Here is a 25,410-nt window from a genome sequence, read left to right as displayed (position 1 = left end):
AGGTGATTTTTTTATGTCTATAAAATTTTTCTTTTCCTAAACATTTCTACTTTACTAACGCTGATTGATGGAGTACAATGTTCAAAATACATTTAAACCTATCGTTTTTCTTTAAATACATCAATAGATAAAAGGAGTGAATGTTTTATGCGTCGTATTACGCTTGAACAAATTTTTCAACATCATATTACACAAAAATACGTAAACCGTTCTGGGATGGTCCATGCCATTGCTGTCGCTTACCATGCGTTTCACTTAGCTAAAAAGCATCACGCCTCAGTCGATGCTGCGACAAAGGCTGGATTCCTTCATGATATCGGACATCACACATGGTACAGTGAGGGAGAATGGGACTATGACTTGTATAAAAAGAATGATATACATGCGATTAAAGGAGCGGAAAGAGCTCATAAATTGCTTATTAGATTAGGGGAACACCCTAAACTAGCAAAAGAAATTTCTGTTGCAATTCTTCTGCACACTGATTCTTTCCTACTAGAACAAACGCTTGAAAGAACACCTCTACAAACCGTTATTAAGCGGGCAGATGAAGCCGATGAAGAGCCAGGCGGAGCACACCATTATAGAACGATTTCTTATGAAAAAGCACTAAAAGCAATGCAGCAGTTAGATCGATTGGTAGAGCGTGAATTGCAAATAGAGCAATCGAAATCGAATAACAAAACAGAACATAGTTACCAATGAGAAAGAGGCATCACTACAGAGTGATACCTCTTTTATTATTTTTACTAATCATGTAACAAGAAGTGCAATTGTAAAAATTCTAACTTTGTATGTAATATTTGAGCATAACATTATAAATAAAAATACCTTATAATTATATATAAGAATATAAAAGAGGTGATTTTATACATGCAATCCACTACACAACTTCCATATGAACAGAAACACTCCATGTCATGGGGGCAATTTATTAGTTCTGTCTTATTTGCTTTTTTTGGAACCGGACTTATCACTTTATTTCTAGCATTACCTTTAATGATTTATACAGCTGGTCTCACAAATAAAAAGCAAATAGCCTTATATGATTCTATTGCAAATACTACAAGTATCGCATTGCAACTAGGGATTTTATTGTTCTTCATTTTTAAATACGAACCTGCAAAAAGACTATTACTAGAGGCATTTAACTTTAGGGCACTCAAAGAATGGCGTACATACATATACTTGCTCCTTTTTTTCGCGTTAAATATTCTTCTTAATTTCATCATGTTAAATTATGTATTCCAAGACGCAACGAAACAACAATCTTCTGCACTAAACTTAGAAGTTTTTAATCAATATCAAACATTACTACTTATTGGCTTTGCAATACTCACACCAATTTTTGAAGAACTCATTTTCCGTGGCTTCATACTTCGCTTCTTATCAGAGCGTTTTCCATTTTGGATTGCAGCAGTCTTAACGAGTTTCTTCTTCGGTATCGCACACACATACTCACTTGGAGTAATGGTAATCACATTCTTCATGGGACTTTTAATGGCTATTCTATGTAAGAAAACAAATTCTATTATTCCAGCTATGCTATTTCATATTATGAATAATATGTTCGCCTTTTTAGTATAAAGAGAGGTATCATCCCGATACCTCTCTTTTCTCTCTAGCTGGTTTATTAGCAGGAATCAATGGGGCACGTTCAAAAATTAATAGTATACGCAACATGGGACTCATTATTTTTTCGATAGGACTGTTGGCAGCTCATGTCTATGCCTAATTCATTTTTCATTCGTTAAGGAGTTATTACACATGGAATCTACCGGATTATTTATTTGGCTTATCTTAGCCCCTATTTTATTGTTATGCGAATTCATCGTGGGCATTTTTTTAATTGCTGCCGGAATTAAATATCGAATTTTTTTTACATTCATAGCAGGATTGATTAGCATATTGCTTATCGTTGTTCCTATCATTTGTATAGGTTATGGAATAGACATAGAGCAGATGATCCTAATTTCTGGAACCTTATATTGGTGTCTCTTCTCTTTAGCTGGACTATTAGCTATTATAAGCGGAAGACAAATATCAAGTATTCGTTCTATGGGCACGATTTTGTTTATAACAGGATTATGCTCTGTGAGTGGTTATCATCTTTTATATCTCACTCTTTAAAAGACAAAAAAGCAGGGAAATTAATTCCCTGCTTTTCTATTTCGTTTATTGCCTGATGGTAAGAAGAACGATAACACCCAAGCAATACCTGCGAGTATTGTTGCAATTAAGAAGGCATCATTAATACCATTAATTGCAGATAGCTTTGAAATTTGTCCGAATAATAGTTGCGTGCTCATCGCATCTCCTGCTTGAGCTGATCCGGCTAATGCCGCTAAGCTTTGGCCCATACCGTGTACTTTATCAACTAAAATTGGGTTTGACGTCGTTAACATATTGCCGTAATCCGCTACGTGAGCAGTAGTTTGTTGCGTCATAAGCGTGATTAATATCGCTGTTCCAATTGAACCAGCTACTTGTCTTGACGTATTTTGCGTTGCTGTACCGTGAGAAATTAATTTCATCGGCAGTGCATTCATACCAGCTGTCATAATTGGCATCATAATGAATGACATACCAATTGAGCGTATAATATAATCCGTCATAATAACGCTATACGGTGTATCCATCGATAACGTTGTAAATTTATATGTCGCAAATGTTGTAATGGCTAATCCGACAATTGCTAACGGACGAATACCATACTTATCAAATAGTTTTCCTGCAACTGGTCCCATAATCCCCATAATTAATGATCCCGGAAGGAGTAATAAACCTGATTCCATCGGCGTAAAGCCGCGAATATTTTGCAGATATACTGGAAGTAATAACATACCTCCGAATAATGCCATCGTTACGATTGCGTTAATTACTAATGTGAAAGTGAACGTTGGATATTTAAACACTTGTAAATCAAGCATTTTATTGTCCGTTGTTAACTCTCTCCAAATAAATACAGCTAAACCAATGACACCGATGATAAGTGTTATAACAACTTCTGCACTAGTCCAGCCATTATTTCCAGCTTCACTAAATCCGTACAGTAAGCTACCTAGTCCAATACTTGAACTAATAACACCGAATACATCTAACTTTGTTTTAGACACTGGCTGAGCTAGTGTAAAGAATTTTAAAGATAAGAACGTAATAATTAAACCAACAACAAACATCCCGTAAAACATTAAGTTCCAGCTATAGTTTTCAATTACCCAACCTGTTACAGTTGGTCCGATAGCTGGTGCTAAAATCATCGCTACCCCAAGTAGTCCCATAGCTGCTCCGCGCTTATTAGGAGGGAATAATGTCATGAAGATATTCATACCAACTGGCATTAAAATACCTGCACCAACCGCTTGAATAACACGGCCCGTCATCATCATTGTGAAGTTTCCTGATGTAGCACAAATGATAGATCCTACAGTGAAGAATAACATTGCTGCTATGAATAATTTACGATACGTAAACCGTGAAACTAAAAATGCACTAATCGGTACTAAAATTCCGTTTACAAGCATGAAGCCTGTAATTAACCATTGTGCTGTTGAAGTTGATACGTTAAATTCGTTCATTAATGGAGGCAGTGCAACATTAATGATCGTTTGGTTTAAAATAGAAACGAACATACCAAGAATTAATACAGCTACAACTGCTTTTACATTCACATTCTCTACCGGCAATTGTCTCTTCAGCATTTCTTTTTCCTGTTTTACTTGCTCTTGCTTCCCTGTTTCTAATTCCACTACGTTAGAAGCTTCTGTTTCTTGTTTTTGTTCAAGTTCTTTCTCTACTGTTTCTGCTTGACTTACTTCTATCTTACTTACGGCTGGGACTTGTTCTTCTCCCACATTCGTTTTTTTCTTTCGTAAAAGACGATTTATAAGGAAGAAGACGATTATACAAAATAGTGCATATCCTACAATTGCAATTGAGGACATCTCATCTCCCCCTTACTTATGAATACGAACTGACACATTCATTCCAGGAACAATATTTACTGATTTACTATGATCTAAAGAAATTTTAACTGGTACAACTTGCTTTACTTTCGTATAGTTCGCTGTTGCGTTACTTGATGGTAACATCGAGAATGTATTCGCTGTTGTTAATCCAACTTGTTCTACTTTTCCTGTCAATGTTGTATCTGGATATGCATCTACATACACATCTACTGTTTGGCCTTTTTGAACATCATCAATATTTGTTTCTTCAATATTTGCTGTTACCCATAAATTGTTCATATCAAATGCGTAAGCAATTGGACTTCCTGCTCCAACGAACGCATTTGTTGTTGCGTTTGATTGTACAACTGTTGCATTTTGCGGAATTGTTACATCTACTGTTTGCTCACCATTTGCTCCTGCTACAGTAACCGCACCTAATTTATCGTTCTCATTGTAGTTTTTTCCGACTTCAGCTTTCCAGTCTGTTAATTTACCTGCTGCTGGTGATGCAATTGGGATTACTTTCCCGTCAATCTTTGCATTTTCTGTTTTTAAATAATTTTCTGTTTGATTGTAATAGTAATAACCGCCAATACCGCCGCCAACTAATACAATTAATGTGATAATGTTGATAATTACCATTCTTCGAAACTGATTCATTGCATTCCTCTCCTTATATCGCATATAATTTTTTTCTAAACTATTTACATCCTTATTGTTTATATTGTTTAATTGTTAATTATATTAACCTTTAAACAAAAAAAGCACACCTTTTACGACACAAACTATGCTTTGTCTGCATCCTAGCGGTGCTGATTTCTAAAGGACTATCGTTTATAATTATAAATAATTATCCCGAATCTACAACCAACAATTTAAACCTATATGTTGTTTAAACAACATTACACTATACGTGTGTTGTTTAAGTTAAAAAAATTAAACGAGGTGAAGTAAAAATGTCTATTAAAAATACAAATGATCCACGTGTAAAACGAACGAGACAACTCATACAGGATGCTTTTGTCGCTTTAGTAGGCGAAAAGGGCTTTGAAAATGTAACTGTGCAACATATCGCGGAACGTGCTCCTGTAAATCGTGCTACATTTTATAGCCATTACCATGATAAATATGATTTATTAGAAAAAAGCATAGAAGAAATGTTAGAAAAACTAGCTGAAGTCATTAAACCACAAAAACAAAATAAAGAAGATTTTCAGCTCACATTTGACTCACCACATCCAACCTTTTTAGCTTTGTTTGAACATATAGCAGAAAATGTGAACTTCTATAACGTTATGCTCGGTGATAAAGCCGCTGGAAACTACTCTTATAAAATGATGAAAACAGTCCAAACACATTTAACATTAAGCTTATCTATTTCACAACCTGATGATGAAGGACTCATGGTTCCTCGTGACATTCTTATTAGTTATGTTACAGGGGCTCATATCGGAATGATTATGTCATGGTTAAAAAGAGGCATGATTTATACCCCGCATTTCATGGCAATGCAATTAACTCGCTTAATTATTTTAGGAGCCCATACTGCAGCAGGATTGGAAAGACCGTTTTAAAAATGGAAAAAGCGAAGGAAATTATCCTTCGCTTTTTTCTATTAATTAAATGTAATGTTATGTACAGCCTCTTTATCAAGACGTTTAATAACTTCTACAATTAACTTCACTGCATTTTCATAATCATCACGATGTAACATCGCTGCATGAGAATGAATGTAGCGTGTCGCAATCGTAATTGCCATAGACGGAATACCATTTACAGAAATATGAATTGCTCCTGCATCCGTTCCCCCGCCCGCTACAGAATCATACTGATATGGAATTTGTAATTCATCAGCAACATCAACAACGAAATCACGTAAACCTGTATGACCAATAACAGAAGCATCATATAAAATGATCTGCGGTCCATCGCCCATTTTACTTTGCGCTTCTTTGGCTGTTACACCCGGTGTATCACCAGCAATACCTACATCTACTGCAAATGCGATATCTGGCTTAATGTAGTTTGCAGATGTTTTTGCACCACGAAGACCAACTTCTTCTTGTACAGTCCCAACGCCGTATACAACGTTTGGATGCTTTTCATCTTTTAATTGTTTTAATACGTCAATTGCAATTGCACAACCAATTCGGTTATCCCATGCTTTTGCAAGTAACATTTTTTCATTCTTCATCACTTGGAATTCAAAGTACGGTACAACTTGATCTCCTGGTCTTACGCCCCACTCCATTGCTTCTTCTTGGCTAGAAGCACCAATATCGATGAACATATCTTTAATATCAACTGGCTTTTTACGAGCTTCTGGAGGCAAGATATGCGGTGGTTTTGAACCAATTACACCTGTTACATCTCCTTTACGCGTTACAATTGTCACGCGCTGTGCAAGCATAACTTGCGACCACCAACCACCAACCGTTTGGAAACGAAGGAAGCCTTTGTCATCAATTTGCGTAATCATAAAGCCAACTTCATCTAAATGACCTGCAACCATAATTTTCGGGCCGTTTTCTTCCCCAACTTTTTTCGCAACTAAACTTCCTAAATTATCAGTAGAAAGTTCATCTGCAAACGGCTCAATATATTTCTTCATTACTTCACGTGGTTCACGCTCGTTACCCGCAATACCGCGTGCGTCTGTTAATTCTTTTAGCATTGTCAATGTCTCGTCTAATTTTGTCATTGCCAACACCCTCCTTTTTCTTCAGTCACTTTATTATACAAAAGGAAATTGAAATATTCAAAAATTAAATTAGTATCCTTGTGTTTGACGCTGATGATTTACTTCATTTTTATCTAAATATGCTTTTTCAATTTCTTCTTGTTCAAATTCAAGTGCTTGTCCAAGGCGAAGATAGCTTGTAAATAGTTCAATATAGTTCGTGATAGAAGGTTGATCTGTAAAACGAATTACTTTCGCATATGTGTCTAAGAAAATTTCCACTTGTGTTTTATTCGTTTGCGCACATTTATAGAATAAGAAGTTTTTATCAATTCCTAAATCGATTCCGATTGATAAAATAAAATGCAAACCATCTACGTATTCTTCTAATATTACTTCACGTTCTGACGCTGGTTTATTGCTCCAATATTTAAAACAACGTGTTTCATTTGCAAGTTCTCCAATTTCTACAAGAAGAGCTAACATTTTTTCTTTTAACAATTTCTTCGGTTGTAAGTCATGCTCTTTCACAATACGGTCATCTAACTCTTTTTGTAATTTAAATAGTTGTAGTAAGTCCATTCTATTGTCCTCCTCCAACATCGCATTTTCCGCAACAATGTTGTTTCATCTCAAAGTTCATTATTATTTTTCGTTTCTTATTAACAAGTCAGCTACCTACATCTTTATAAAGATAGCTTGTCCTTAATTTGCAAATACGTTTCAATCATCACTCATAGATTATTCACTTGATGAAAGTTCCATATCATCTTTCCATTATAGCAGTGTCGTTTCTGCTAGGAAAGATACACTTCCTCACGAATGAGTTCAAATAAAAAAAGTCAGGAGGATTCTCCTGACTTTATATATATATTCTTTTATATCGCTATAGCTTTTATATTGATTTTGTCATATCGATAACGACACGTCCGTTAATCTTTCCTACTTTCATGTAAAAGCCTCCTCGTTATCGTTACAAAAGTTCTTACAAGCACATCTTAATATACTAGAGAGAATTAACTCATTTAATTGTGACGACACGAAGCGGGAAATTTTACAAGTTATTGAATGGTTATGATGAATACAAATAAAAAAACCTTAGAAGAAAGATCTTCTAAGGTTTTAAACAATTAGTTAATGTTGTTTTTTGCAACTGTTGCTAATTCAGCGAAAGCTTTTTCGTCATGAACAGCTAAGTCAGCAAGCATCTTGCGGTTAACTTCGATGCCAGCATTTTTTAAACCGTGCATTAAGCGGCTGTAAGAAAGACCATTCATACGAGCTGCTGCGTTGATACGTGTAATCCATAATTTACGGAAGTCACGTTTCTTTTGACGACGGTCACGGAATGCATACATTAGAGATTTCATAACCTGTTGGTTAGCAACCTTAAATAATGTACTCTTAGAACCGTAGTAACCTTTTGCTAATTTTATAACTTTTTTACGACGTTGACGAGTAACTGTACCACCTTTTACTCTTGGCATAATATTACCTCCTAGTTTGTTCTATATATCAGCCGAACTTATTTTAAGTTGTCAAGCATTTGACGAATGCGTTTGAAGTCACCAGCGCTAACTACACCAGCTTTACGTAGTTTACGTTTAGCTTTTGTAGATTTGTTAGCGAATAAATGGCTTGTGTAAGCGTGAGAACGCTTCAGTTTACCAGATCCAGTCTTTTTGAAACGCTTTGCAGCGCCGCGATGAGTTTTTTGTTTAGGCATAGGTATTTCCTCCTCTATCTATTACTTATCGTTTTTCGGTGCTAAAACTAAGAACATACTGCGTCCTTCCATTTTAGGCTTAGATTCAATTGTACTAACTTCAGCACAAGCTTCTGAGAAGCGATCTAAAACACGTTGACCGATTTCTTTATGAGTAATGGCACGTCCTTTAAAGCGAATTGACGCTTTAACCTTGTCGCCTTTCTCTAAAAACTTGACAGCATTACGAAGTTTTGTGTTAAAGTCATGTTCATCAATTGTTGGACTTAAACGAACTTCTTTCATGCTAATTACTTTTTGATTTTTGCGCTGTTCTTTTTCTTTCTTCTGTTGCTCAAAGCGGAATTTACCGTAGTCCATAATGCGGCATACTGGCGGTTTCGCATTTGGAGCAACCAATACTAAATCAAGATTAAGACCTGCAGCTAAGTCTAAAGCGTCATTACGAGACTTGATTCCAAGTTGATCGCCGTTTGCGCCAACTAAGCGTACTTCACGTGCACGAATTTGCTCGTTAATCATCATATCCTTGCTAATAGTAAGCCACCTCCAAGGTTTTCTTAGAATACGTTTTGCAATTGTAGAACCCGAACAAAAAAAGTGCGGGCACACGGCACCCACACTTGTAATATCTTTAGTAAGAAATACATTTACCTGCTAACTGCGAATGCGTCCATCAGGTGAGAAGCGGGTGCTTCTACTTGTCAAAACCATATTCTATTATCCTTGATGAGTTTATCATAGGACATGACGTCTGTCAAGAAGACGCGATGTGTTTTACTAACAACAAGAAATATTGTAACAAACAACCAGCATACTTGCAATACTTTTTTATGATAAGTATTGTTTGGTTATTTTTTCTAGATTTTCTTTTTTATAATACATAAAAAAGCCGCGGTATACCGCGGCTCTTTCTTATCGTTTTCCTTCTACTTTAATCATGTCAACAAACGCATCTAATGCGATTGTTTCTGATTTTTGTTCACCATATTTACGTACGTTAACGCCATTTTCAGTAACTTCATTGTCACCTACTACAAGCATGTACGGAATCTTTTGCATTTGTGCTTCACGGATTTTGTAACCAATTTTCTCTTCACGAGTGTCTAATTCAACACGGATACCAGCACGTCGTAATTCATCTTGTACTTTCTTCGCATAATCTAAATGTACTTGCGGAGAAACTGGAATTACTTGCGCCTGAACTGGAGCTAACCAAGTTGGGAATGCGCCTTTGTATTCTTCAATTAAGAAGGCTACAAAACGTTCCATAGTTGATACAACACCACGGTGAATTACAACTGGACGATGTTGTTTACCGTCTTCACCAACGTAAGTTAATTCAAAGCGTTCTGGAAGTAAGAAGTCTAATTGTACAGTTGAAAGTGTTTCGTCTTTTCCAAGAGCAGTACGAACTTGAACATCAAGTTTCGGACCATAGAATGCCGCTTCACCTTCAGCTTCATAGTAATCAAGACCCATTTCATCCATAGCTTCTTTTAACATACCTTGTGCTTTTTCCCACATCTCATCATCAGCATAATACTTTTTAGTATCTGCTGGGTCACGATAAGATAGACGGAATGAATAGTTTTCTAAACCGAAATCTTTGTACACTTCTAACGTTAAGTTTACAACACGTTTTAATTCTTCTTTAATTTGATCTGGACGAACGAAAATGTGCGCATCATTTAAAGTCATTCCGCGTACACGTTGTAATCCAGATAATGCTCCAGACATTTCATAGCGGTGCATTGTTCCAAGTTCCGCAATACGGATTGGTAATTCACGGTAGCTGTGAATATCGTTTTTATAAACCATCATATGGTGAGGGCAGTTCATTGGACGAAGAACTAACTCTTCATTATCCATTTCCATTGATGGGAACATGCCATCACGGTAATGGTTCCAGTGACCAGAAGTTTCATAAAGCTCTCTACTTCCTAATACTGGAGTGTATACGTGATCATAGCCTAAGCTTGCTTCTTTATCAACGATGTAACGCTCGATAATACGGCGAATTGTTGCACCTTTTGGTAACCAAAGTGGTAAACCTTGTCCTACTTTTTGGCTATTAGTAAATAGTTTTAACTCTTTACCTAATTTACGGTGATCGCGCTCTTTCGCTTCTTCAAGCATACGTAAGTGCTCATCTAATTCTGCTTTCTTAACGAATCCAGTACCGTAAATACGTTGTAACATTTTATTATTGCTATCGCCGCGCCAGTAAGCACCTGCCACGCTTAATAATTTAAACACTTTAATCTTCCCTGTAGACGGAAGGTGAACACCACGGCAAAGGTCGAAGAATTCGCCTTGCTCATAGATCGAAATAACTGCATCTTCTGGAAGATCGTTAATTAAATCTAATTTTAACTCATCGCCGATTTCTTCAAAGCGACGAAGTGCTTCTGCACGTGGTACTTCATGACGAACGATTTCTAAGTTTTCGTTCACGATTTTTTGCATTTCTTTTTCGATTTTCTTGAAGTCTTCAACTGTAATTGCTTCTTCCATATCAATATCGTAGTAGAAGCCATTTTCGATTACTGGACCAATGCCAAGCTCAAGCTTAACATCTTTATATAAACGTTTTAACGCTTGTGCTAAAAGGTGAGCTGTTGAGTGGCGTAAAATATATAAGCCATCTTCAGAATCTAATGTAATAATAGAAACTGCACCATCTTCTTCGATTGGTGTAACAAGATCGATCATCTCATCGTTTAATTTTCCAGCCACAGCTTTTTTCTTTAAGCCTGGGCTAATAGAAGCTGCGATTTCTTCAGTTGTTACTCCTTTTGGAAACTCCTTCACAGCTCCATCAGGGAAAGTAATTTTAACTACATCTGCCATCACTGGTCACTCCTCTTTTTTTTCAAAATAAAAAACACTCATCCCGTAAAAAGGGACGAGTGTTGAATTCGTGGTTCCACCCTTGTTCCAATTAACCTTATTGTTAATTGCTCAAGTTCAACATAACGGTGTTGTCCGTTAGCAATTACTAGAAAAACGTTCACTGCTAAAGTTTAGAGGTGGTAAGTAATAAGCCCGTAATAGGAAGCTCGCACCCTAAGGCTTCCCTCTCTGAAAATCGTAGAAAACTACCCATGTCCTCATCATAACATTTCGATATATTTCATTTATGTAGGTAATTATATGCTCAAAAACTTAGAAAATCAAGGGCGTTACCTTTATTTTTTAAATTTTTCACGTTGCGCTCAAATTCATGTAATCCATGTAGTTGCACTCGTTCCTGAAATACATTTCGCAAAGTAATAATCATATTATGATCTTGTTCTTTCGTATATAAATAAATCTTTTTCGGCGAAATAGAAAGAAGTGGTGCAATTACTTTCGTATCAATATATACGTCCTGTTTCTTTAATAATTCTTCATCTATATATTGAACCAATTTATCCTGTTTTAAACGTCTACCTTTATCATCATAGAAAATAAAACTTTCATCAAAAATAAGATGTACACAGGACAAACGTGATTTCCGGCTACTTACTTGTTGGCGAAGTGTCTCAATGAACATTTGATATTCCTGCTCCATCTTATACTCATCAATTGCAACTTCAGCAAGCTCAGCTACCATTTCCCTATATGTACGAAGACGAAAACGAACGTATGATGAAAACGAGAATGAGAGCGGATCACAAAGCCAATCATTCAAAGACGACGCAATATAAGATTCGAATTTTTGACGTGTTAAATCACGAGCTACTCCTTTTCTTCTTTCCTTTAAAATCTCATGTGCCATATGCAATATTTGATGACACTCTTCTTGTTCTTCATAAAAAAACTTTTCCTTTAAAATGGTATGAATCCATTCATTTTGTTTCACATTCATAATGAAATATAGTAATACTGGCAATAAAATCTTTTCCATATAATTCGATTCACATAATGGTATATGAATAACAACCTTTTGTTCGTTTAAATATACACTTGTTTCCTTATATAAGGATTCCGTTCTTTTCGTTAGTTGTCTGTATACGTGCACAGCATCATTTTTTTCTTCGAAGCAAATTTCAATCACTTTTGTCCCCCCTTTTATCCCCGCTCTAAAGGATTGCATCTATACGTTACAAATCCTATAAGAGTCCGATCTATGGAAGTTCACTCTTAGTAGAAACCTATCTCCCATTGTTAGAACATCCACTCGATATGGCTTGCTAATTTTATATATATTAAGGGAGGGAGAAAAAAATGATACAAGCTACTCTGAAAAAATGTTTAAAATAAAAAAGAGCAAGCTTCTCAGCTCGCTCTTTACTTATTACGACGGTTCTTCCCGCCAATTGGGATTGGCTTCGCTAAATATTTAATTCGTTCCATAATACGGGCCGCTTTCATCTCTTCTGCTTCACCGCGCTGTGTATACGTTAAATGATGTTCCAACTGTTTGAAATCAAAGTTAGATGTAAAGAACGTCGGTAAGTTTTCCAACATACGGAATTGCAAGATTGCACCGAGTACATCATCACGTACAAAACTTGACATCGCTTCTGCTCCGATATCATCTAACATTAATACTTGTACACGTTTGACAGCATCAATCTTTCCGCTAATCGAATTATCTTGAATCGAACTTTTGATTTCACGTAAAAATTCAGGGAAGTATACGAGCATCGAACTAATTTTCTTTCGCGCAAGCTCATTTGCAATTGCCCCTAAAAGATACGTTTTCCCTACACCAAATTTACCGTACAAATATAAACCTTGTGCTTTTTTACCTGGTTCGTATGTGTTTAAAAATTCATTCGTTGCACCTATTGCATCAATACGTGCATCTAAATCTGAAGGGTCTAAATTTTCCATAGTTGCCTGCAAAATGTCAACTGGCATATATACACTTTGAACAAGTTTTTCATATTTTTTTCTCTCATCATATGCTACTTTTCTAATACAACGATCATATTGAATATCAATCATCTTACCTTGGATGACGAGCTTCGGCTCATATCCTTGTAGCATATTTTTACATGACCCTAAATTTGGACAATCCGCACACCCTACACTTTGTCCAATATATTCATATAACTTCACAAGACTTCGTTCAATCATAGAAGTCGTTACTTCACCTTTATGTTCGTCTATAAATTCTTTCACACGAGGGTGCGCCATCACTTCTGCCTTTAAGACTTCATATCTATTTTTAAAGTTTTTATTTTCCATTAATTTCGTAAATGAATTTTGAATATGCTCCATTTTCTCACCTCAAAGAGCGTTCATTTTCTTTTATTAATCACGCTTATATTTTTTCAACACTTCTTCTAATCGTTTCCGTTCGTCTTCTAACGTACTTGCATCTTTTTTCGCACTTACGTCATTTTTTACAGGTTCTTTCTCTTCTTCTTTCGACTCTTCTTTAAGCCAATCTGGTACCATTTCTTTTCGCACTGTTTTCTTCGCTGTACGACCTTTTTTCTTCGTCTCAGCCCACTCTTGATATTGACGATTCTCTTCTTTCGCTAGCGCCATCGCCTCGCCTACTGTACCGACCTTTTTTCGCGCCCAATGTCCAGCAATCTTCTCGACATACGTTTTAGCAAGCTTCATATCTGAGCGTAGCATAACGTAATAAATAAGTACATTCACAACCCCTGGCGTTAACTTTTGGTTTATCATTACATCCTCAACGATTTGCAAGTCCGCTTTCGTCGCCTCTGCACCGCCTGAAATCTCTTTCAATAGTTGTTTTGGCGAGATTTCCTCTAACTGCTTCATTAGCATCTCTTCTTGCGTAGATGGCTCTTTCTCTTTCATTGTACGAGCAGCATGAGGTTGCACTCTTTCACTTAATACAGGTAACGCTTGACCATTTTCGAATTGATACCAATCGCGTGCTCCCTTCCGAAGCCTTTCGATATCAATTGTTTGTATCTCTGTCACTGCGCCAAGAACGATATTTTGCATCGATAACACATCCACACCGTACACATAAGCGAGTGTAATAACACATTCTCTCACTTGATCTGTAATCGCCTTTTTAGGAACAAGCGCTGATAGTCCGTCTACAAATAAAGAGAAATCAAAGAAATCGTTCCAAACTTTCGGAGCATCCCCATTCTCGTTACTTGGCATAATTGTCGCTTTCGGGATACGCAGTTCTTCTTGCGCATATTCAAACTGACCTGGGTTAAACGAATCAAATATATCGTTGAAGGAGCGCGTAACATTTTCATAAGAAGCAAAATCGAATTCTTCTTCTAAGAAATATTGCTTTACTTGGTTGTATTTTGTCCGACTCAAGCGATTATATAAAAAGATACTTAAAACAATATCATCAAAAAACTGCTTCGGAGATAAAGGTGGTTGCAATTCATATATAAACATTCGAATATCTTTTTCTTTCTTAATATATACATTTAAAAGACCAATCGCTTCTAACTTTACTCGTTCCCCATATATTTCAGGAAGTTGCATTTGCATAGTCACCATAAGGGAGTGATGTGTATTCTCTTTTCCAAACACACGATCTTGCTCTAACTCTCCCCATAGTGTCATGTATAAGCTAAAAGCTCTACTACCTATTAACGGCTGATACAACATCGTTAATACTTTCCGGTCGTAATTATGTAACAACCCTTTCGCACTTACTTTATAACGATCAATCGGCAATAGCTCCATCCATGACTGTTTTTCCATTCTTGCTTTTCCTTTCTCTCATCCAATCTAACCTACATTTCACTCGTTCTATCTTTATTATATAATTTATTAGCGAAAAAGAGCTATTAGCTTCCGCTTCTAGCTCTCTTATCTCGTTTACTTACAGTATATAAAGAGATTCCTTCTACTCTCTCTCTTTTTGCAGTATATCTTTTAATTCTTCAATAAATACATTTAAATCTTTAAATTGACGATACACAGAAGCAAAACGTACGTAAGCAACATCATCAATATCACGAAGTTCTTCCATAACAATTTCACCAATCATATCACTTTTCACTTCTGATATACCTAAGTTACGAAGTTCACGCTCCACACTTTGTGTTACTTCCTCTAACTGCCTTAAAGATACAGGTCTTTTTTCACACGCTTTAATTAAACCGCGCAAAATTTTCTCTTTATTAAACTCTTCTCGTGTTCCTTCTTTTTTAACAACGATAAGAGGTGATTCTTCTACTCTTTCAAATGTCGTAAAGCGACTTAAACAACTTTCACACTCTCTTCTTCTTCGAATAGAGCGCCCCTCGTCTACCGGACGCGAATCTAACACTCTTGTTCCATTATGAAAACAGGATGGACAACGCAATTCATTCACTCCTTTACACTATAATCTTTATTCTTTCGCTACTCACCTACATGTGAAAATATATATACAATATTATATAACTCATTCTTCTATAATGACCACTCTAAGTTATTACATATCGTGATCCTATTTTATATAAACTAAAAAAGAGGCGCATTATACACCTCTTTACATTTTAAATCAATTATGTTCTTTTTTAAAGAGCTTTTGTTTCTCTCTGCTTAATTTCGAAGCTACCAGTGCCTCGAGGAAGCTCGATGCTCTCACGCGTTTTCGCGTTTAAACCTTCTGCAATATATTCTGCAGCAACATTTGGATCAATACGATCCCCACAAGTATAAACATCAATACTTGCGTAACCGTGCTCCGGAAAGCTATGAATTGTTAAATGTGATTCCGAGATAATTACTACTCCACTTACACCTTGTGGTGCAAATTTATGAAAAGCAACCTCACGTACTTCAGCACCAGCTCTTAGTGCTGCATCCACAAATAATTGTTCAATATACGGCATGTCATTAAGCTTGTCGAAATCGCAATCCCAAAGTTCAGCAATCACGTGACGACCCATCGTATCCATAGTATCCATTCTACAGTTCCCCCTTGTAAATTTATTCTAACTGTTCGAATTGAAAACTAATTTGCAATTTGGCTTGCTCCACTACCACGGGGGAAAGTTAGTCCAGAGAGGTCCTAACCCTTTAAGTAGTGACTACGTACCTCAGCTCTTAAGTTTACGAGTGTTAGTATACTTTGTTTATTTTCATTTTGCAACCACAGTTTTTTCGATTTTCTGTCATAATTTCCTCTTTACTTTTCCCTAAAAAAATTAATCGATTCACAAATACAGTAATCCCAATGGTTTTTGGTATGTCCACTATTTGAAAATATATTCATATAATTTTTTCCCTTTTCAGAAAAAAATAAAAAAAGAGGGCAAATATTCACTTGCCCTCCCTCTATTCCACTTAAATATGTTGTACATTTTCTTGTTTTGCTAATTCATCTACAACTAACGTTACAAGATCTACAACACGACGAGAGTAGCCCCACTCGTTATCATACCAAGCAAGTACTTTCACTTTACGCTCACCCATTACCATTGTAGATAAACCATCAATAATAGCTGAGTGTGTATTTGTATTAAAGTCGATAGACACTAAAGGCTCTTCGCTGAATTCTACAATTCCTTTTAACGCACCGTTTGCAACAGTTTTGAATGCTTCATTAATATCTTCAACTGTTACATCACGTTTTACGTCTACTACTAAATCAACAAGAGACACGTTTGGTGTTGGTACACGAAGTGCCATACCATGAAGTTTTCCATTTAAATGTGGAAGAACTTTTGCAAGCGCTTTCGCAGCACCCGTCGTTGTCGGAATGATAGACTGTCCGCAAGCACGCGCTCTTCTTAAATCTTTATGTGGGTTATCAATATTTTTTTGGTCATTTGTATAAGCGTGAACAGTTGTCATTAAACCGTTTTCAATTCCGAACTGCGCATCTAACACCTTTACAACAGGCGCTAAACAGTTTGTTGTACAAGATGCATTTGAAATAACGGTATGTTTTGTAATATCTAATTGTTCTTCGTTCACACCAACTACGATCGTTACATCTTCATTTTTACCAGGTGCTGTTAAAATGACTTTTTTCGCTCCAGCTTCAACATGAAGAATTGCTTTTTCTTTCGAGTTAAATTTACCAGTTGCTTCAATTACAACTTCAACACCTAATTCTTTCCAAGGCAATTCCTTTGGATCGCGGTTGTTTAAAAGGCGAATCATTTTCCCATCTACTAGTAAGTGATCTTCAAATGCTTCCACTGTTCCGTCAAACTTTCCATGAACTGTATCATATTTAATTAAATGTGCTAACGTTTCTGATGGATAGCTTGCATTGATTGCTACAATTTCGAATGCGCTTTCTTTTATTGCTTGACGAAACACCATTCTCCCAATACGTCCAAATCCATTGATTGCCACACGAGTCATAATATGTTATCCCCCTTGAATGCGTTATACTATTTATCTCCAATCCCAATAATAGTATAACACAAAAAGGAGATATGTCACTAAGCATTTTCATTAATTTCACAATTTTTTAATCAATAATGTTCCATTCCTTCAAAATAGCAGCTAATTGTGTTTTCGTTCCCATAATTGTGCCATCATTATAAATCACTTCATCCGCCATCTTTATTTTTTCTTCTAGTGGCATTTGAGATTGAATACGCGCCGTTGCTTCTTCTTCTGAAAAACTATTCCGTTTCATTAAACGTTCTAATTGCGTATTCGGCGTAACCGCTACAACTAATACTCGATCAACGAGATTTGTTAATTTACTTTCAAACAAAAGAGGGATATCTAACACAACCGATTGCATACCTTCTTTTATGTATAACTCTTTTTGTGCATTCATTTCTTCTCGTACCGCAGGATGAACAATTTTGTTTAAGTGCAATCGCTTTTCTTCATTATAGAAAACAACACTTCCAAGCTTCGGACGATCAAGTTCTCCATCTTTTTGTAGTACTTCCGTTCCAAAGACTTCTACAATTTTGTTATATGCTGGTTTTCCTCGTTCTACAACTTCTCTCGCAATAATATCTGCATCAATAACCGGTATACCAAGTTCATGAAACATTTGAGACACTGTACTTTTTCCGCTTGCAATGCCTCCCGTTAATCCAATTACTACCGTCATAACAATCCTCCTCATAATAAAAGGCGCGAAACTAATGTTCCACGCCCATACTTACATTTTCCAAATTCCAATAATAATGAGTAAAACCCCAGGCAGGAATGTAAATTTTTGTAACCATTTCATATTGGATAAAACCGTTCCAAGTTTCATTCCAATAAATAAAAACAAAGAACTCATAACCGCAACTAACAGCGCCATCATAGCAGGTGCATAACCTAATAAAGATGCACCAATTCCAGCACCAAACGAATCTATAGAAAGAGCGATACCGAGAAGTAGTGCTTCTCCTGCAGAGATGGTTCCTGATTTATCAAAATCCGCAACAGTCGGCTTCCGCAAAATTTGAATCACTAACCCTAGTGAAGCAATTTCTAATTTCCAAACCTTCTCCTCTTGCTTCGGTTCTTCTTTTTTATCACTTCGAAAAAATTGATATAATACCCAAATACCTATTCCAATAAGAACAAGCCCACCGATACGCGTTGCGATAACAGGTGAAAATATTTTCGCGATCATATGTCCAATTCCCATGGAAACGAGCATGACAGCTGCTGAACAGATCCCGATAATTATAATTGATCTTAGTGGAATTCTTACGCTCCTTAACCCATATGTTAGCCCCACACTACAGCTATCTAAGCTTAATGTAAAAGCTAATAAAATAAGAGATAAATAAAGGTACATCGGTAAGCTCCTCCCTTATACATAGCTCTGCTCTATGTATATGACAAATGCCTATCCGATGTTATCCCTTTTCTATATTCTAGGTTGGCAAATTGGGCAGTAATGTGTTCCCCTTCCGCCAACAACTGTTTTTTCTAATAGCGTACCGCAAGTCACACACGGTTCTCCTTTTTTCCCATATACATTTAGAAGTTCCTGGAACGAACCAATTTGTCCTTGCGAATTAATATACGTTCTAATTGTACTTCCGCCTCGCTTAACAGCTTCGCCTAGCGTTGTAACAATCGCCTCATAAATTCTTTCTACTTCTTCTTCTGTTAAAGATGCAGCTTCTCGTTCTGGATGAATTTGCGAACGGAATAATACTTCATCTACATATATATTTCCAAGCCCTACTAAAAGACGCTGATCTAATAATACGACTTTTATTTTGCGATTTGTCTTTTGCAATCTTTCTTGTAAGTACTGCGGTGTCAATTCAGCATCAAATGGCTCTGGTCCTAAATCAGCAAGAGGCATTTGAGCAAACTCTTCACCTTTCTTAAAGAGATGCATCGTACCAAACTTTCTCACATCTTTATAATGTAATTCAGTTCCATCTGTAAATAAGAAACGTACGTGTGTATGTTTATCAATTGGCTCATCCTCTTGATGAAGTAAAAACTTACCTTCCATACGCAAATGTGAAACAATTACATAGTTCGTTACATACAAAAGCAAAAACTTACCTCTTCGCTTTATATTCTCGATCATCTCGCCTCTTAGCATGTCTTTAAAGATTTCTGCATCGTCTGGTCGTTTCACTATTTTTGGATAGGTGACAATTACATCTTCAATCACTTTTCCCGTTACAAGATTTTCAAGTGTCCGTCTAACATTTTCAACCTCTGGTAATTCTGGCATTTTATCACTTCCTTATTTCGCGTCGTACCAAGTTGGACCGTAAGAATAATCAACTTTTAATGGAACTGCTAGTTCAATTGCATGCTCCATTACTTCAGGTACAAGCTTCTCTAATTTTTCCACTTCTTCTTTTGGCGCTTCAAAGATCAATTCATCGTGTACTTGCAGAAGTAGGCGAGCTTGTAGGCCTTCTTCTTCTAAGCGATCCGCCATAATAATCATAGCCTTTTTAATAATATCCGCCGCACTACCTTGAATTGGTGTATTCATTGCTGTACGCTCTGCAAAGCTACGTAAATTAAAGTTACGGCTCGTAATTTCTGGAATGTAACGACGGCGATTTAATAACGTTGAAACATATCCTTTTTGCTTCGCATCTTTTACAATGTCAGCCATATATTCTTGTACTCCAGGGAAGCTTTCTAAATACCTTTCAATAAATTCCCCTGCCGCTTTTCTCGTGATTCCTAAGTTTTGCGAAAGACCGTAATCACTAATACCGTATACAATGCCGAAGTTTACAGCTTTTGCTTGTCGTCTCATATTAGATGTCACTTCATCTTTTCCAACACCGAATACATCCATAGCTGTTTTCGTATGAATATCCATGTCATGTTGGAACGCTTCAACTAAACCTTCATCTTTTGCAATGTGAGCAAGCACACGAAGTTCAATTTGTGAATAATCGGCTGCGTACATAATCCATCCTTCTTCTGAAGGAATAAACGCCTGACGAATCTTCCTTCCCTCTTCTAAGCGAATCGGGATATTTTGCAAGTTTGGTTCCGTTGAACTTAGTCGTCCCGTCTGCGTTAACACTTGGTTAAAGCGAGTATGAATTTTAGATGAATCGTCATGTACAACTTTTAATAACCCTTCAATATATGTAGAGTTTAGTTTCCCTAATTGACGGTAGTGTAAAATCTTCGGAATGATTGCATGATGATCCATAAGCTTGTCTAGTACATCAGCAGACGTAGAATAACCTGTTTTCGTCTTTTTAATAACAGGTAAATTTAAGTTTTCAAACAGAATAACCCCAAGCTGCTTCGGTGAATTAATATTAAATTCCGTTCCTGCAAGCTCATAAATCTCTTGTTCCATTTCCTTTAATCTACCCGCAAGCTCTTCTCCCATATTACGAAGACGCTCCGTATCAACTGTAACACCTTTCACTTCCATGTCAGCTAATACACGAGCAAGCGGTAATTCTAACTCTGTAAATAGTTCATATTGCTCATTCTTTTCTAACTCTTCTACGAATGTTTGCTTCACATCGAATAATACATGCACTTTACGAGCGACATGCTCAGCTACTACCTCTTGCTCAGGAACAGCACGCTTCGCACCTTTCCCGTAAACTTCTTCGTCAGATTTTACCGCATGTGTTTCTTTCATTTTCGCAACAGCACGGAAATCTTTATCGGTATCAGCTGGATCAAGTAAATAAGCGGCAATTAATAAATCAAAGTCAATCCCTTGAATATCTACACCTTTCCACTTTAGGGCAACGATAGCACGCTTCGCATCAAATGTATGTTTTCTCATTTCTCCATTTGCAAGCCACTCTTTAAAAGCATCTGATTTAAGAGCAACATCGGCTGGAATGAAGTAACAACCATTTTCATTTTGAATACCAAAACCTTGAATATCAGCTTTATGGTAATTATCTTCTTGCACTTCTACAATAAGCGCACTATCTTGCTGAAGTATTTCTTCTGTAACTGCCTCAGCGATATCAAATGTAATATCATCTAATTCAGCAGGAGCTGTTTCTTCTGGTGTAACACCTAACTTATTTAAAAGAGATGTAAATCCTAAATTCTCAAACATCGGAATAACATCGCTTGGTTCATACCCTTTATATGCCATATCATCTACATGCACAGTAATTGGCGCGTCTGTAATAATAGTCGCAAGCTCTTTACTCATAAGAGCTTGTTCTTTATTCGCTTCTAACTTTTCTTTTAATTTCTTCCCACTCACTTGATCTAAATTTTCATACACCGCTTCTACCGTTTCAAATTGCGTTAATAATTTAATGGCTGTCTTCTCACCAACACCCGGTACACCTGGAATGTTATCTGATTGGTCTCCCATTAAACCTTTCATGTCGATAATTTGCTTTGGTGATAAGCTATATTTCTCAAATAAAGCTTCTTTCGTATATTCATCTACTTCTGTAATCCCTTTGCGAGGAATACATACGAGTGTATTATCTGAAACAAGTTGCAGTAAGTCTTTATCTCCTGAAATAACTTTCACATGAAACCCTTGCTCACTCGCTTCTTTCGCTAAAGTCCCCATAATGTCATCCGCTTCATAGTTTTCTAATTCATAGCGCGGAACATTAAATGCATCAAGTACTTCGCGAATAAACGGGAATTGCTCTGATAGTTCGGGTGGAGTCTTTTGACGTCCTCCCTTATAATCACTATACGTTTTATGACGGAACGTTGTTTTCCCCGCATCAAACGCCACAAGCATGTGCGTCGGTTTTTCTTCCTCTAATATTCTCATTAACATCATCGTAAAACCATAAATTGCGTTCGTATGTATACCTTTGTCGTTATTTAAAAGCGGTAGTGCAAAGAAAGCACGATACGCGATATTATTACCATCTACTAATACGACTTTTTTTTCCAAACTACAAACCTCCCCATACAAATTTGAAACGATTTTTCCACAGAAAAAAAACCGTTCCTATCCTCTCTCTATATTAACATGACTAATAGAGAGAAGAAAAATAACGGTTTTTTTCTATCATATATAAACAGACTTACATTGGCATAAAAGGGAAGTGACGAGAATAGCATAACTACTCTCGTCCAAAATTACTCCTTGGATGAAGGGGTTTTCATATATTATATTAACAGAGCTTTATTAATATTTAATTAAGCCATTGTTAATATATTGTAAATATCCTTCATCCTATTTTTCAGTAGCTGATTTTGGTAAAACAACTGTAAATGTTGTACCTTCTCCAACCTCACTATCCACTGTAATCGTACCTTGATGTGCTTCAACTAAATGCTTTACAATTGATAAACCAAGACCCGTTCCACCCGTATTTCTACTTCTCGCTTTATCAACTCGATAAAAACGTTCAAATATACGAGGGATTTCTTCTTTACTAATACCAATTCCAGTATCCGACACCTTTATATACGCATTATATTTATCCTCTAATAATTCAACTGAAACAACGCCTCCAGCCGGCGTATATACGATTGCATTATTAATTAAATTAATAAAGATTTGTTTTAAGCGGCTCGGATCTCCAATAACGGAAACTCGTTTCAATACATTCACTTGTAAAGAGATTTCTTTTTCACCCGCTTTATTATCAAGCACCATGTGAATGTCTTCAAGAAGCCCCTTCATATCAACCGTGCCCATATTTAATCTAAACCCTTGCTGCTCGATTTTTGACAAATCTAATAAATCTTCAATTAATCCTTGCATACGCTCACTTTCTTTTAAAATGATATGCAAGAAATGTTCGCAGAATTTTTTATTATCCATCGCTCCGTCCAAGAGTGTTTCTGAAAAACCTTTAATAGAAGTAATCGGTGTCTTCAATTCATGAGAAACATTCGCTAAAAAGTCTTTTCTCATTTGTTCTAATTTCTTTAACTCTGTAATGTCATGGAATACGAGAACAATCCCTTTCCACTCATGGTTTGTCCCAATAATTGGCGCTCCGTATACTTCGAAATGCTTGCGCTCAATACCTAGCGGCAATAGCATTTGTTTACGCACTTTCACTTCTGTCATAAAAATTTCTTCCACAAGCTCAATAATTTCCGTATGGTGAAACGATTCATAATATAAACGGTCTAAATATTCTTCATCTGTTACGTGGAAAGTCTCCTTATAAGAACGGTTTACAAGGTTTATATAACCACGGCTATCAATTAAAATCATTCCGCTTCCCATATTTTCAATTAATGTGTGCAAACGATCTTGTTGCATTTCTTGTTCGAGTGTCATCTCTTGTAAATTACGAGCTAAAATATTAATTGCTTTACTCAGCATTCCTGTTTCATCCGAATGACTTTCATATGCACGCGCTTTATAATTACCCTTCGCTAATTCAATCGCAACTTTCGTAACTGATTCGATCGGCCTAATATATTGTCCTGTAATTTTGACACCTAGGAATACAACTACGAGACAAGCAATGACAAATCCGATAATTAATAATCCCCACGTTTTTTGGTGAACGTCCCTCAAAGTATCAATTGTACTTTTCACCAAAATATATCCTTGTTTCCCTTCTACATCCTGGACGAACACAGCATGATAAAATTCATTTTTTTGATCTGTTTCTTTCGTAATGACTTTATTTTTTTGTTTTCCTGCTTCAGAAGAAAGTTCTTTAATCATCTCTTGATTAAATGCAGATTGTTTCCCTCCGCTATATTGAACTTTCTTTTTTTCATCCACAAATATAATAGAAGCTGGTATTTGTTCTTCTAACTTTTCAAATACATACGGCTTTTTTAAAACAGAATCAAACCCTTGCTCCTCTGCTAATACAGCAACATACCTTGTCTCTTTTACCATTCTTTCTTTAGCATGATCTATATAGTAATTTTCAAATACGGTTTCTAATAATACACCTAGTCCAACTAAGATAAAAACGATAAGAGAAACAAATGTAAAAAGAAGCCTGGAACGAAATTTATTCATCCCCTTTTGGCTCCTCTAATTTATAACCTAAACCACGTATCGTTTTAATGTACGTCGGTTTTTTCGTATTTTGTTCAATTTTATCGCGCAAATGGCTAATATGGACATCAACAATTCTTGTATCACCGGCAAAATCATAATTCCATACAGCACTCAATAATTGGTCACGAGTTAATACACGACTTTTATTTTTTGCAAGATAAACAAGTAACTCAAATTCTTTCGGTGTTAGTTCCAGTTTCCTGCCTTGGAAGTACGCTTCATAAAACTCCGGTAAAATTTTAAGCTCTGCAATTATGATACTATCTTCATCTGGCGTTTCCGAAACTTTTTCTTCTTGCTGTAATTTCGTGCGGCGCAAAATCGCTTTCACACGAGCAACAACTTCCCTTGGGCTAAACGGCTTCGTCATATAATCATCAGCCCCAAGCTCAAGACCTAGCACCTTATCAAATTCATCATCTTTTGCTGTTAGCATTAAAATCGGCGTCATAACACGCTGCAATCGTAATTCTTTACAAACTTCCATACCATCCATTTTTGGAAGCATTAAATCTAATATAATTAAATCTGGGCGTTCTGTTGTCGCTTTTTGAAGCGCCATTTCTCCATCCATCGCTGTTATAACTTCAAACCCAGCTTGTTGTAAATTAAATTCAATTAAAGTTAAGATAAATTCCTCATCATCAACTACTAAAATACGATTGTTCATTCTTTTCCTCCAAGTTATAGACTTGAAACCTTCTTCATCCTAGTATTTTCCCCGTTATTCTCATCATACTAGAAAACAAGGTCTCCCTCA

The 25,410-nt window shown here is 36.3% G+C and carries 24 protein-coding genes, 1 pseudogene and 2 other annotated features; of the genes and pseudogenes, 5 read left to right on the top strand and 20 right to left on the bottom strand.

All coding sequences use genetic code 11. The features are described from left to right. The first annotated feature begins 147 nt into the window (after positions 1-147). The 4 genes and pseudogenes from ACFVQC_RS01710 (at position 148) to ACFVQC_RS01695 (ending at position 2,130) form a co-directional block, all read left to right on the top strand. The gene (locus ACFVQC_RS01710) at positions 148-705 is read left to right on the top strand and encodes an HD domain-containing protein (RefSeq protein WP_377897287.1); all 558 of its coding nucleotides are present in this window, start codon (positions 148-150) and stop codon (positions 703-705) included. A gap of 168 nt (positions 706-873) precedes the next feature. Next, positions 874-1,587, top strand: a complete 714-nt coding sequence (locus tag ACFVQC_RS01705; protein ID WP_002145450.1) for a CPBP family intramembrane glutamic endopeptidase — start codon at positions 874-876, stop codon at positions 1,585-1,587. A 25-nt stretch (positions 1,588-1,612) separates the two neighbouring features. Continuing rightward, positions 1,613-1,754 (top strand): annotated as a pseudogene (locus ACFVQC_RS01700) (ammonia permease); the annotation flags it as partial. A gap of 13 nt (positions 1,755-1,767) precedes the next feature. Continuing rightward, on the top strand, positions 1,768-2,130 hold the full coding sequence (locus ACFVQC_RS01695) for an ammonia permease (protein WP_377897286.1): 363 nt from the start codon (positions 1,768-1,770) through the stop codon (positions 2,128-2,130). A gap of 20 nt (positions 2,131-2,150) precedes the next feature. Here the strand turns inward: ACFVQC_RS01695 and ACFVQC_RS01690 are convergent, their stop codons facing one another. Together ACFVQC_RS01690 and ACFVQC_RS01685 are read right to left on the bottom strand one after the other, a co-directional pair. Then, complete coding sequence (locus tag ACFVQC_RS01690; RefSeq protein WP_377891901.1) at positions 2,151-3,944, bottom strand: DHA2 family efflux MFS transporter permease subunit; 1,794 nt, start codon at positions 3,942-3,944, stop codon at positions 2,151-2,153. A 12-nt stretch (positions 3,945-3,956) separates the two neighbouring features. Further along, positions 3,957-4,610: an HlyD family secretion protein gene (locus tag ACFVQC_RS01685; RefSeq protein WP_002145447.1), complete on the bottom strand. Its 654-nt coding sequence runs from the start codon at positions 4,608-4,610 to the stop codon at positions 3,957-3,959. Positions 4,611-4,906: 296 nt separating this feature from the next. Between ACFVQC_RS01685 and ACFVQC_RS01680 the strand changes: the two genes are divergently transcribed. Then, complete coding sequence (locus ACFVQC_RS01680; RefSeq protein WP_377891898.1) at positions 4,907-5,524, top strand: TetR/AcrR family transcriptional regulator; 618 nt, start codon at positions 4,907-4,909, stop codon at positions 5,522-5,524. A gap of 41 nt (positions 5,525-5,565) precedes the next feature. Here ACFVQC_RS01680 and ACFVQC_RS01675 read toward each other — a convergent pair whose 3' ends face one another. The 18 genes from ACFVQC_RS01675 to phoP all read right to left on the bottom strand — a co-directional run bounded on the left by ACFVQC_RS01675 (position 5,566) and on the right by phoP (position 25,320). Continuing rightward, positions 5,566-6,651 (bottom strand): M42 family metallopeptidase, encoded by a 1,086-nt coding sequence (locus tag ACFVQC_RS01675; RefSeq protein WP_002122951.1) that lies wholly within the window; start codon positions 6,649-6,651, stop codon positions 5,566-5,568. A 69-nt stretch (positions 6,652-6,720) separates the two neighbouring features. After that, entirely contained in the window at positions 6,721-7,212 is a 492-nt protein-coding gene (locus ACFVQC_RS01670) for a dUTP diphosphatase (protein ID WP_000365057.1), read from the bottom strand. A gap of 548 nt (positions 7,213-7,760) precedes the next feature. Continuing rightward, positions 7,761-8,117: a 50S ribosomal protein L20 gene (gene rplT / locus ACFVQC_RS01665; protein WP_001138364.1), complete on the bottom strand. Its 357-nt coding sequence runs from the start codon at positions 8,115-8,117 to the stop codon at positions 7,761-7,763. A gap of 38 nt (positions 8,118-8,155) precedes the next feature. Further along, positions 8,156-8,356, bottom strand: a complete 201-nt coding sequence (rpmI, locus tag ACFVQC_RS01660; RefSeq protein ID WP_001125945.1) for a 50S ribosomal protein L35 — start codon at positions 8,354-8,356, stop codon at positions 8,156-8,158. A 21-nt stretch (positions 8,357-8,377) separates the two neighbouring features. Beyond that, a complete protein-coding gene (gene infC / locus ACFVQC_RS01655) occupies positions 8,378-8,881 on the bottom strand; it encodes a translation initiation factor IF-3 (protein ID WP_002015470.1) in 504 nt (167 codons plus the stop codon). A gap of 63 nt (positions 8,882-8,944) precedes the next feature. Further along, positions 8,945-9,065: a sequence feature (ribosomal protein L20 leader region), on the bottom strand. A 206-nt stretch (positions 9,066-9,271) separates the two neighbouring features. Beyond that, on the bottom strand, positions 9,272-11,209 hold the full coding sequence (thrS, locus tag ACFVQC_RS01650) for a threonine--tRNA ligase (protein WP_002034275.1): 1,938 nt from the start codon (positions 11,207-11,209) through the stop codon (positions 9,272-9,274). A 48-nt stretch (positions 11,210-11,257) separates the two neighbouring features. Then, positions 11,258-11,485: a binding site (T-box leader), on the bottom strand. A gap of 31 nt (positions 11,486-11,516) precedes the next feature. Continuing rightward, entirely contained in the window at positions 11,517-12,398 is an 882-nt protein-coding gene (gene ytxC, locus ACFVQC_RS01645; protein ID WP_377897285.1) for a putative sporulation protein YtxC, read from the bottom strand. A 233-nt stretch (positions 12,399-12,631) separates the two neighbouring features. Continuing rightward, the gene (gene dnaI, locus ACFVQC_RS01640) at positions 12,632-13,570 is read right to left on the bottom strand and encodes a primosomal protein DnaI (protein ID WP_377897284.1); all 939 of its coding nucleotides are present in this window, start codon (positions 13,568-13,570) and stop codon (positions 12,632-12,634) included. 33 nt (positions 13,571-13,603) lie between these two features. Further along, positions 13,604-15,010 carry a replication initiation and membrane attachment family protein gene (locus ACFVQC_RS01635; RefSeq protein WP_377897283.1) on the bottom strand — a complete coding sequence of 469 codons (1,407 nt, stop codon included), beginning with the start codon at positions 15,008-15,010 and terminating at the stop codon, positions 13,604-13,606. A gap of 145 nt (positions 15,011-15,155) precedes the next feature. Beyond that, entirely contained in the window at positions 15,156-15,617 is a 462-nt protein-coding gene (nrdR, locus tag ACFVQC_RS01630) for a transcriptional regulator NrdR (protein WP_001203686.1), read from the bottom strand. A 196-nt stretch (positions 15,618-15,813) separates the two neighbouring features. Beyond that, positions 15,814-16,197, bottom strand: coding sequence for an adenosylmethionine decarboxylase (speD, locus tag ACFVQC_RS01625; RefSeq protein ID WP_002003660.1), 384 nt, complete (start codon positions 16,195-16,197; stop codon positions 15,814-15,816). A gap of 388 nt (positions 16,198-16,585) precedes the next feature. Next, positions 16,586-17,614, bottom strand: a complete 1,029-nt coding sequence (locus tag ACFVQC_RS01620; protein ID WP_377891889.1) for a glyceraldehyde-3-phosphate dehydrogenase — start codon at positions 17,612-17,614, stop codon at positions 16,586-16,588. A gap of 109 nt (positions 17,615-17,723) precedes the next feature. After that, positions 17,724-18,326: a dephospho-CoA kinase gene (coaE, locus tag ACFVQC_RS01615; RefSeq protein WP_377891887.1), complete on the bottom strand. Its 603-nt coding sequence runs from the start codon at positions 18,324-18,326 to the stop codon at positions 17,724-17,726. A 51-nt stretch (positions 18,327-18,377) separates the two neighbouring features. Next, positions 18,378-19,010, bottom strand: coding sequence for a sporulation membrane protein YtaF (ytaF, locus tag ACFVQC_RS01610; RefSeq protein WP_002145437.1), 633 nt, complete (start codon positions 19,008-19,010; stop codon positions 18,378-18,380). Between the two features lie 72 nt (positions 19,011-19,082). Continuing rightward, complete coding sequence (gene mutM / locus ACFVQC_RS01605) at positions 19,083-19,913, bottom strand: DNA-formamidopyrimidine glycosylase (RefSeq protein ID WP_377891883.1); 831 nt, start codon at positions 19,911-19,913, stop codon at positions 19,083-19,085. 12 nt (positions 19,914-19,925) lie between these two features. After that, positions 19,926-22,559, bottom strand: coding sequence for a DNA polymerase I (gene polA / locus ACFVQC_RS01600; protein ID WP_377897282.1), 2,634 nt, complete (start codon positions 22,557-22,559; stop codon positions 19,926-19,928). 285 nt (positions 22,560-22,844) lie between these two features. Then, the gene (phoR, locus tag ACFVQC_RS01595; protein WP_377891878.1) at positions 22,845-24,608 is read right to left on the bottom strand and encodes a sensory box histidine kinase PhoR; all 1,764 of its coding nucleotides are present in this window, start codon (positions 24,606-24,608) and stop codon (positions 22,845-22,847) included. Further along, positions 24,601-25,320: a two-component system response regulator PhoP gene (phoP, locus tag ACFVQC_RS01590; RefSeq protein ID WP_002112195.1), complete on the bottom strand. Its 720-nt coding sequence runs from the start codon at positions 25,318-25,320 to the stop codon at positions 24,601-24,603. The genes phoR and phoP overlap by 8 nt, the downstream gene beginning before the upstream one ends. Positions 25,321-25,410 lie beyond the last annotated feature (90 nt).

This window comes from Bacillus sp. NPDC057893 (assembly GCF_042796455.1).
Classification (GTDB): domain Bacteria; phylum Bacillota; class Bacilli; order Bacillales; family Bacillaceae_G; genus Bacillus_A.
This window is presented reverse-complemented; position numbering and strand designations above follow the sequence as displayed.

Bases quoted from the DNA above. Each gene is read 5' to 3' on its own strand.
- ACFVQC_RS01620 (WP_377891889.1), bottom strand. From the start codon at position 17,614: ATGACTCGTGTGGCAATCAATGGATTTGGACGTATTGGGAGAATGGTG.
- phoP (WP_002112195.1), bottom strand. From the start codon at position 25,320: ATGAACAATCGTATTTTAGTAGTTGATGATGAGGAATTTATCTTAACT.
- ACFVQC_RS01675 (WP_002122951.1), bottom strand. From the start codon at position 6,651: ATGACAAAATTAGACGAGACATTGACAATGCTAAAAGAATTAACAGAC.
- ACFVQC_RS01710 (WP_377897287.1), top strand. From the start codon at position 148: ATGCGTCGTATTACGCTTGAACAAATTTTTCAACATCATATTACACAA.
- ytaF (WP_002145437.1), bottom strand. From the start codon at position 19,010: ATGTACCTTTATTTATCTCTTATTTTATTAGCTTTTACATTAAGCTTA.
- ACFVQC_RS01680 (WP_377891898.1), top strand. From the start codon at position 4,907: ATGTCTATTAAAAATACAAATGATCCACGTGTAAAACGAACGAGACAA.
- rpmI (WP_001125945.1), bottom strand. From the start codon at position 8,356: ATGCCTAAACAAAAAACTCATCGCGGCGCTGCAAAGCGTTTCAAAAAG.
- speD (WP_002003660.1), bottom strand. From the start codon at position 16,197: ATGGATACGATGGGTCGTCACGTGATTGCTGAACTTTGGGATTGCGAT.
- ACFVQC_RS01670 (WP_000365057.1), bottom strand. From the start codon at position 7,212: ATGGACTTACTACAACTATTTAAATTACAAAAAGAGTTAGATGACCGT.
- ACFVQC_RS01635 (WP_377897283.1), bottom strand. From the start codon at position 15,010: ATGGAAAAACAGTCATGGATGGAGCTATTGCCGATTGATCGTTATAAA.
- ACFVQC_RS01685 (WP_002145447.1), bottom strand. From the start codon at position 4,610: ATGAATCAGTTTCGAAGAATGGTAATTATCAACATTATCACATTAATT.
- ACFVQC_RS01690 (WP_377891901.1), bottom strand. From the start codon at position 3,944: ATGTCCTCAATTGCAATTGTAGGATATGCACTATTTTGTATAATCGTC.
- infC (WP_002015470.1), bottom strand. From the start codon at position 8,881: ATGATGATTAACGAGCAAATTCGTGCACGTGAAGTACGCTTAGTTGGC.
- ACFVQC_RS01695 (WP_377897286.1), top strand. From the start codon at position 1,768: ATGGAATCTACCGGATTATTTATTTGGCTTATCTTAGCCCCTATTTTA.
- thrS (WP_002034275.1), bottom strand. From the start codon at position 11,209: ATGGCAGATGTAGTTAAAATTACTTTCCCTGATGGAGCTGTGAAGGAG.
- rplT (WP_001138364.1), bottom strand. From the start codon at position 8,117: ATGCCAAGAGTAAAAGGTGGTACAGTTACTCGTCAACGTCGTAAAAAA.
- coaE (WP_377891887.1), bottom strand. From the start codon at position 18,326: ATGACGGTAGTAATTGGATTAACGGGAGGCATTGCAAGCGGAAAAAGT.
- dnaI (WP_377897284.1), bottom strand. From the start codon at position 13,570: ATGGAGCATATTCAAAATTCATTTACGAAATTAATGGAAAATAAAAAC.
- mutM (WP_377891883.1), bottom strand. From the start codon at position 19,913: ATGCCAGAATTACCAGAGGTTGAAAATGTTAGACGGACACTTGAAAAT.
- ACFVQC_RS01705 (WP_002145450.1), top strand. From the start codon at position 874: ATGCAATCCACTACACAACTTCCATATGAACAGAAACACTCCATGTCA.
- phoR (WP_377891878.1), bottom strand. From the start codon at position 24,608: ATGAATAAATTTCGTTCCAGGCTTCTTTTTACATTTGTTTCTCTTATC.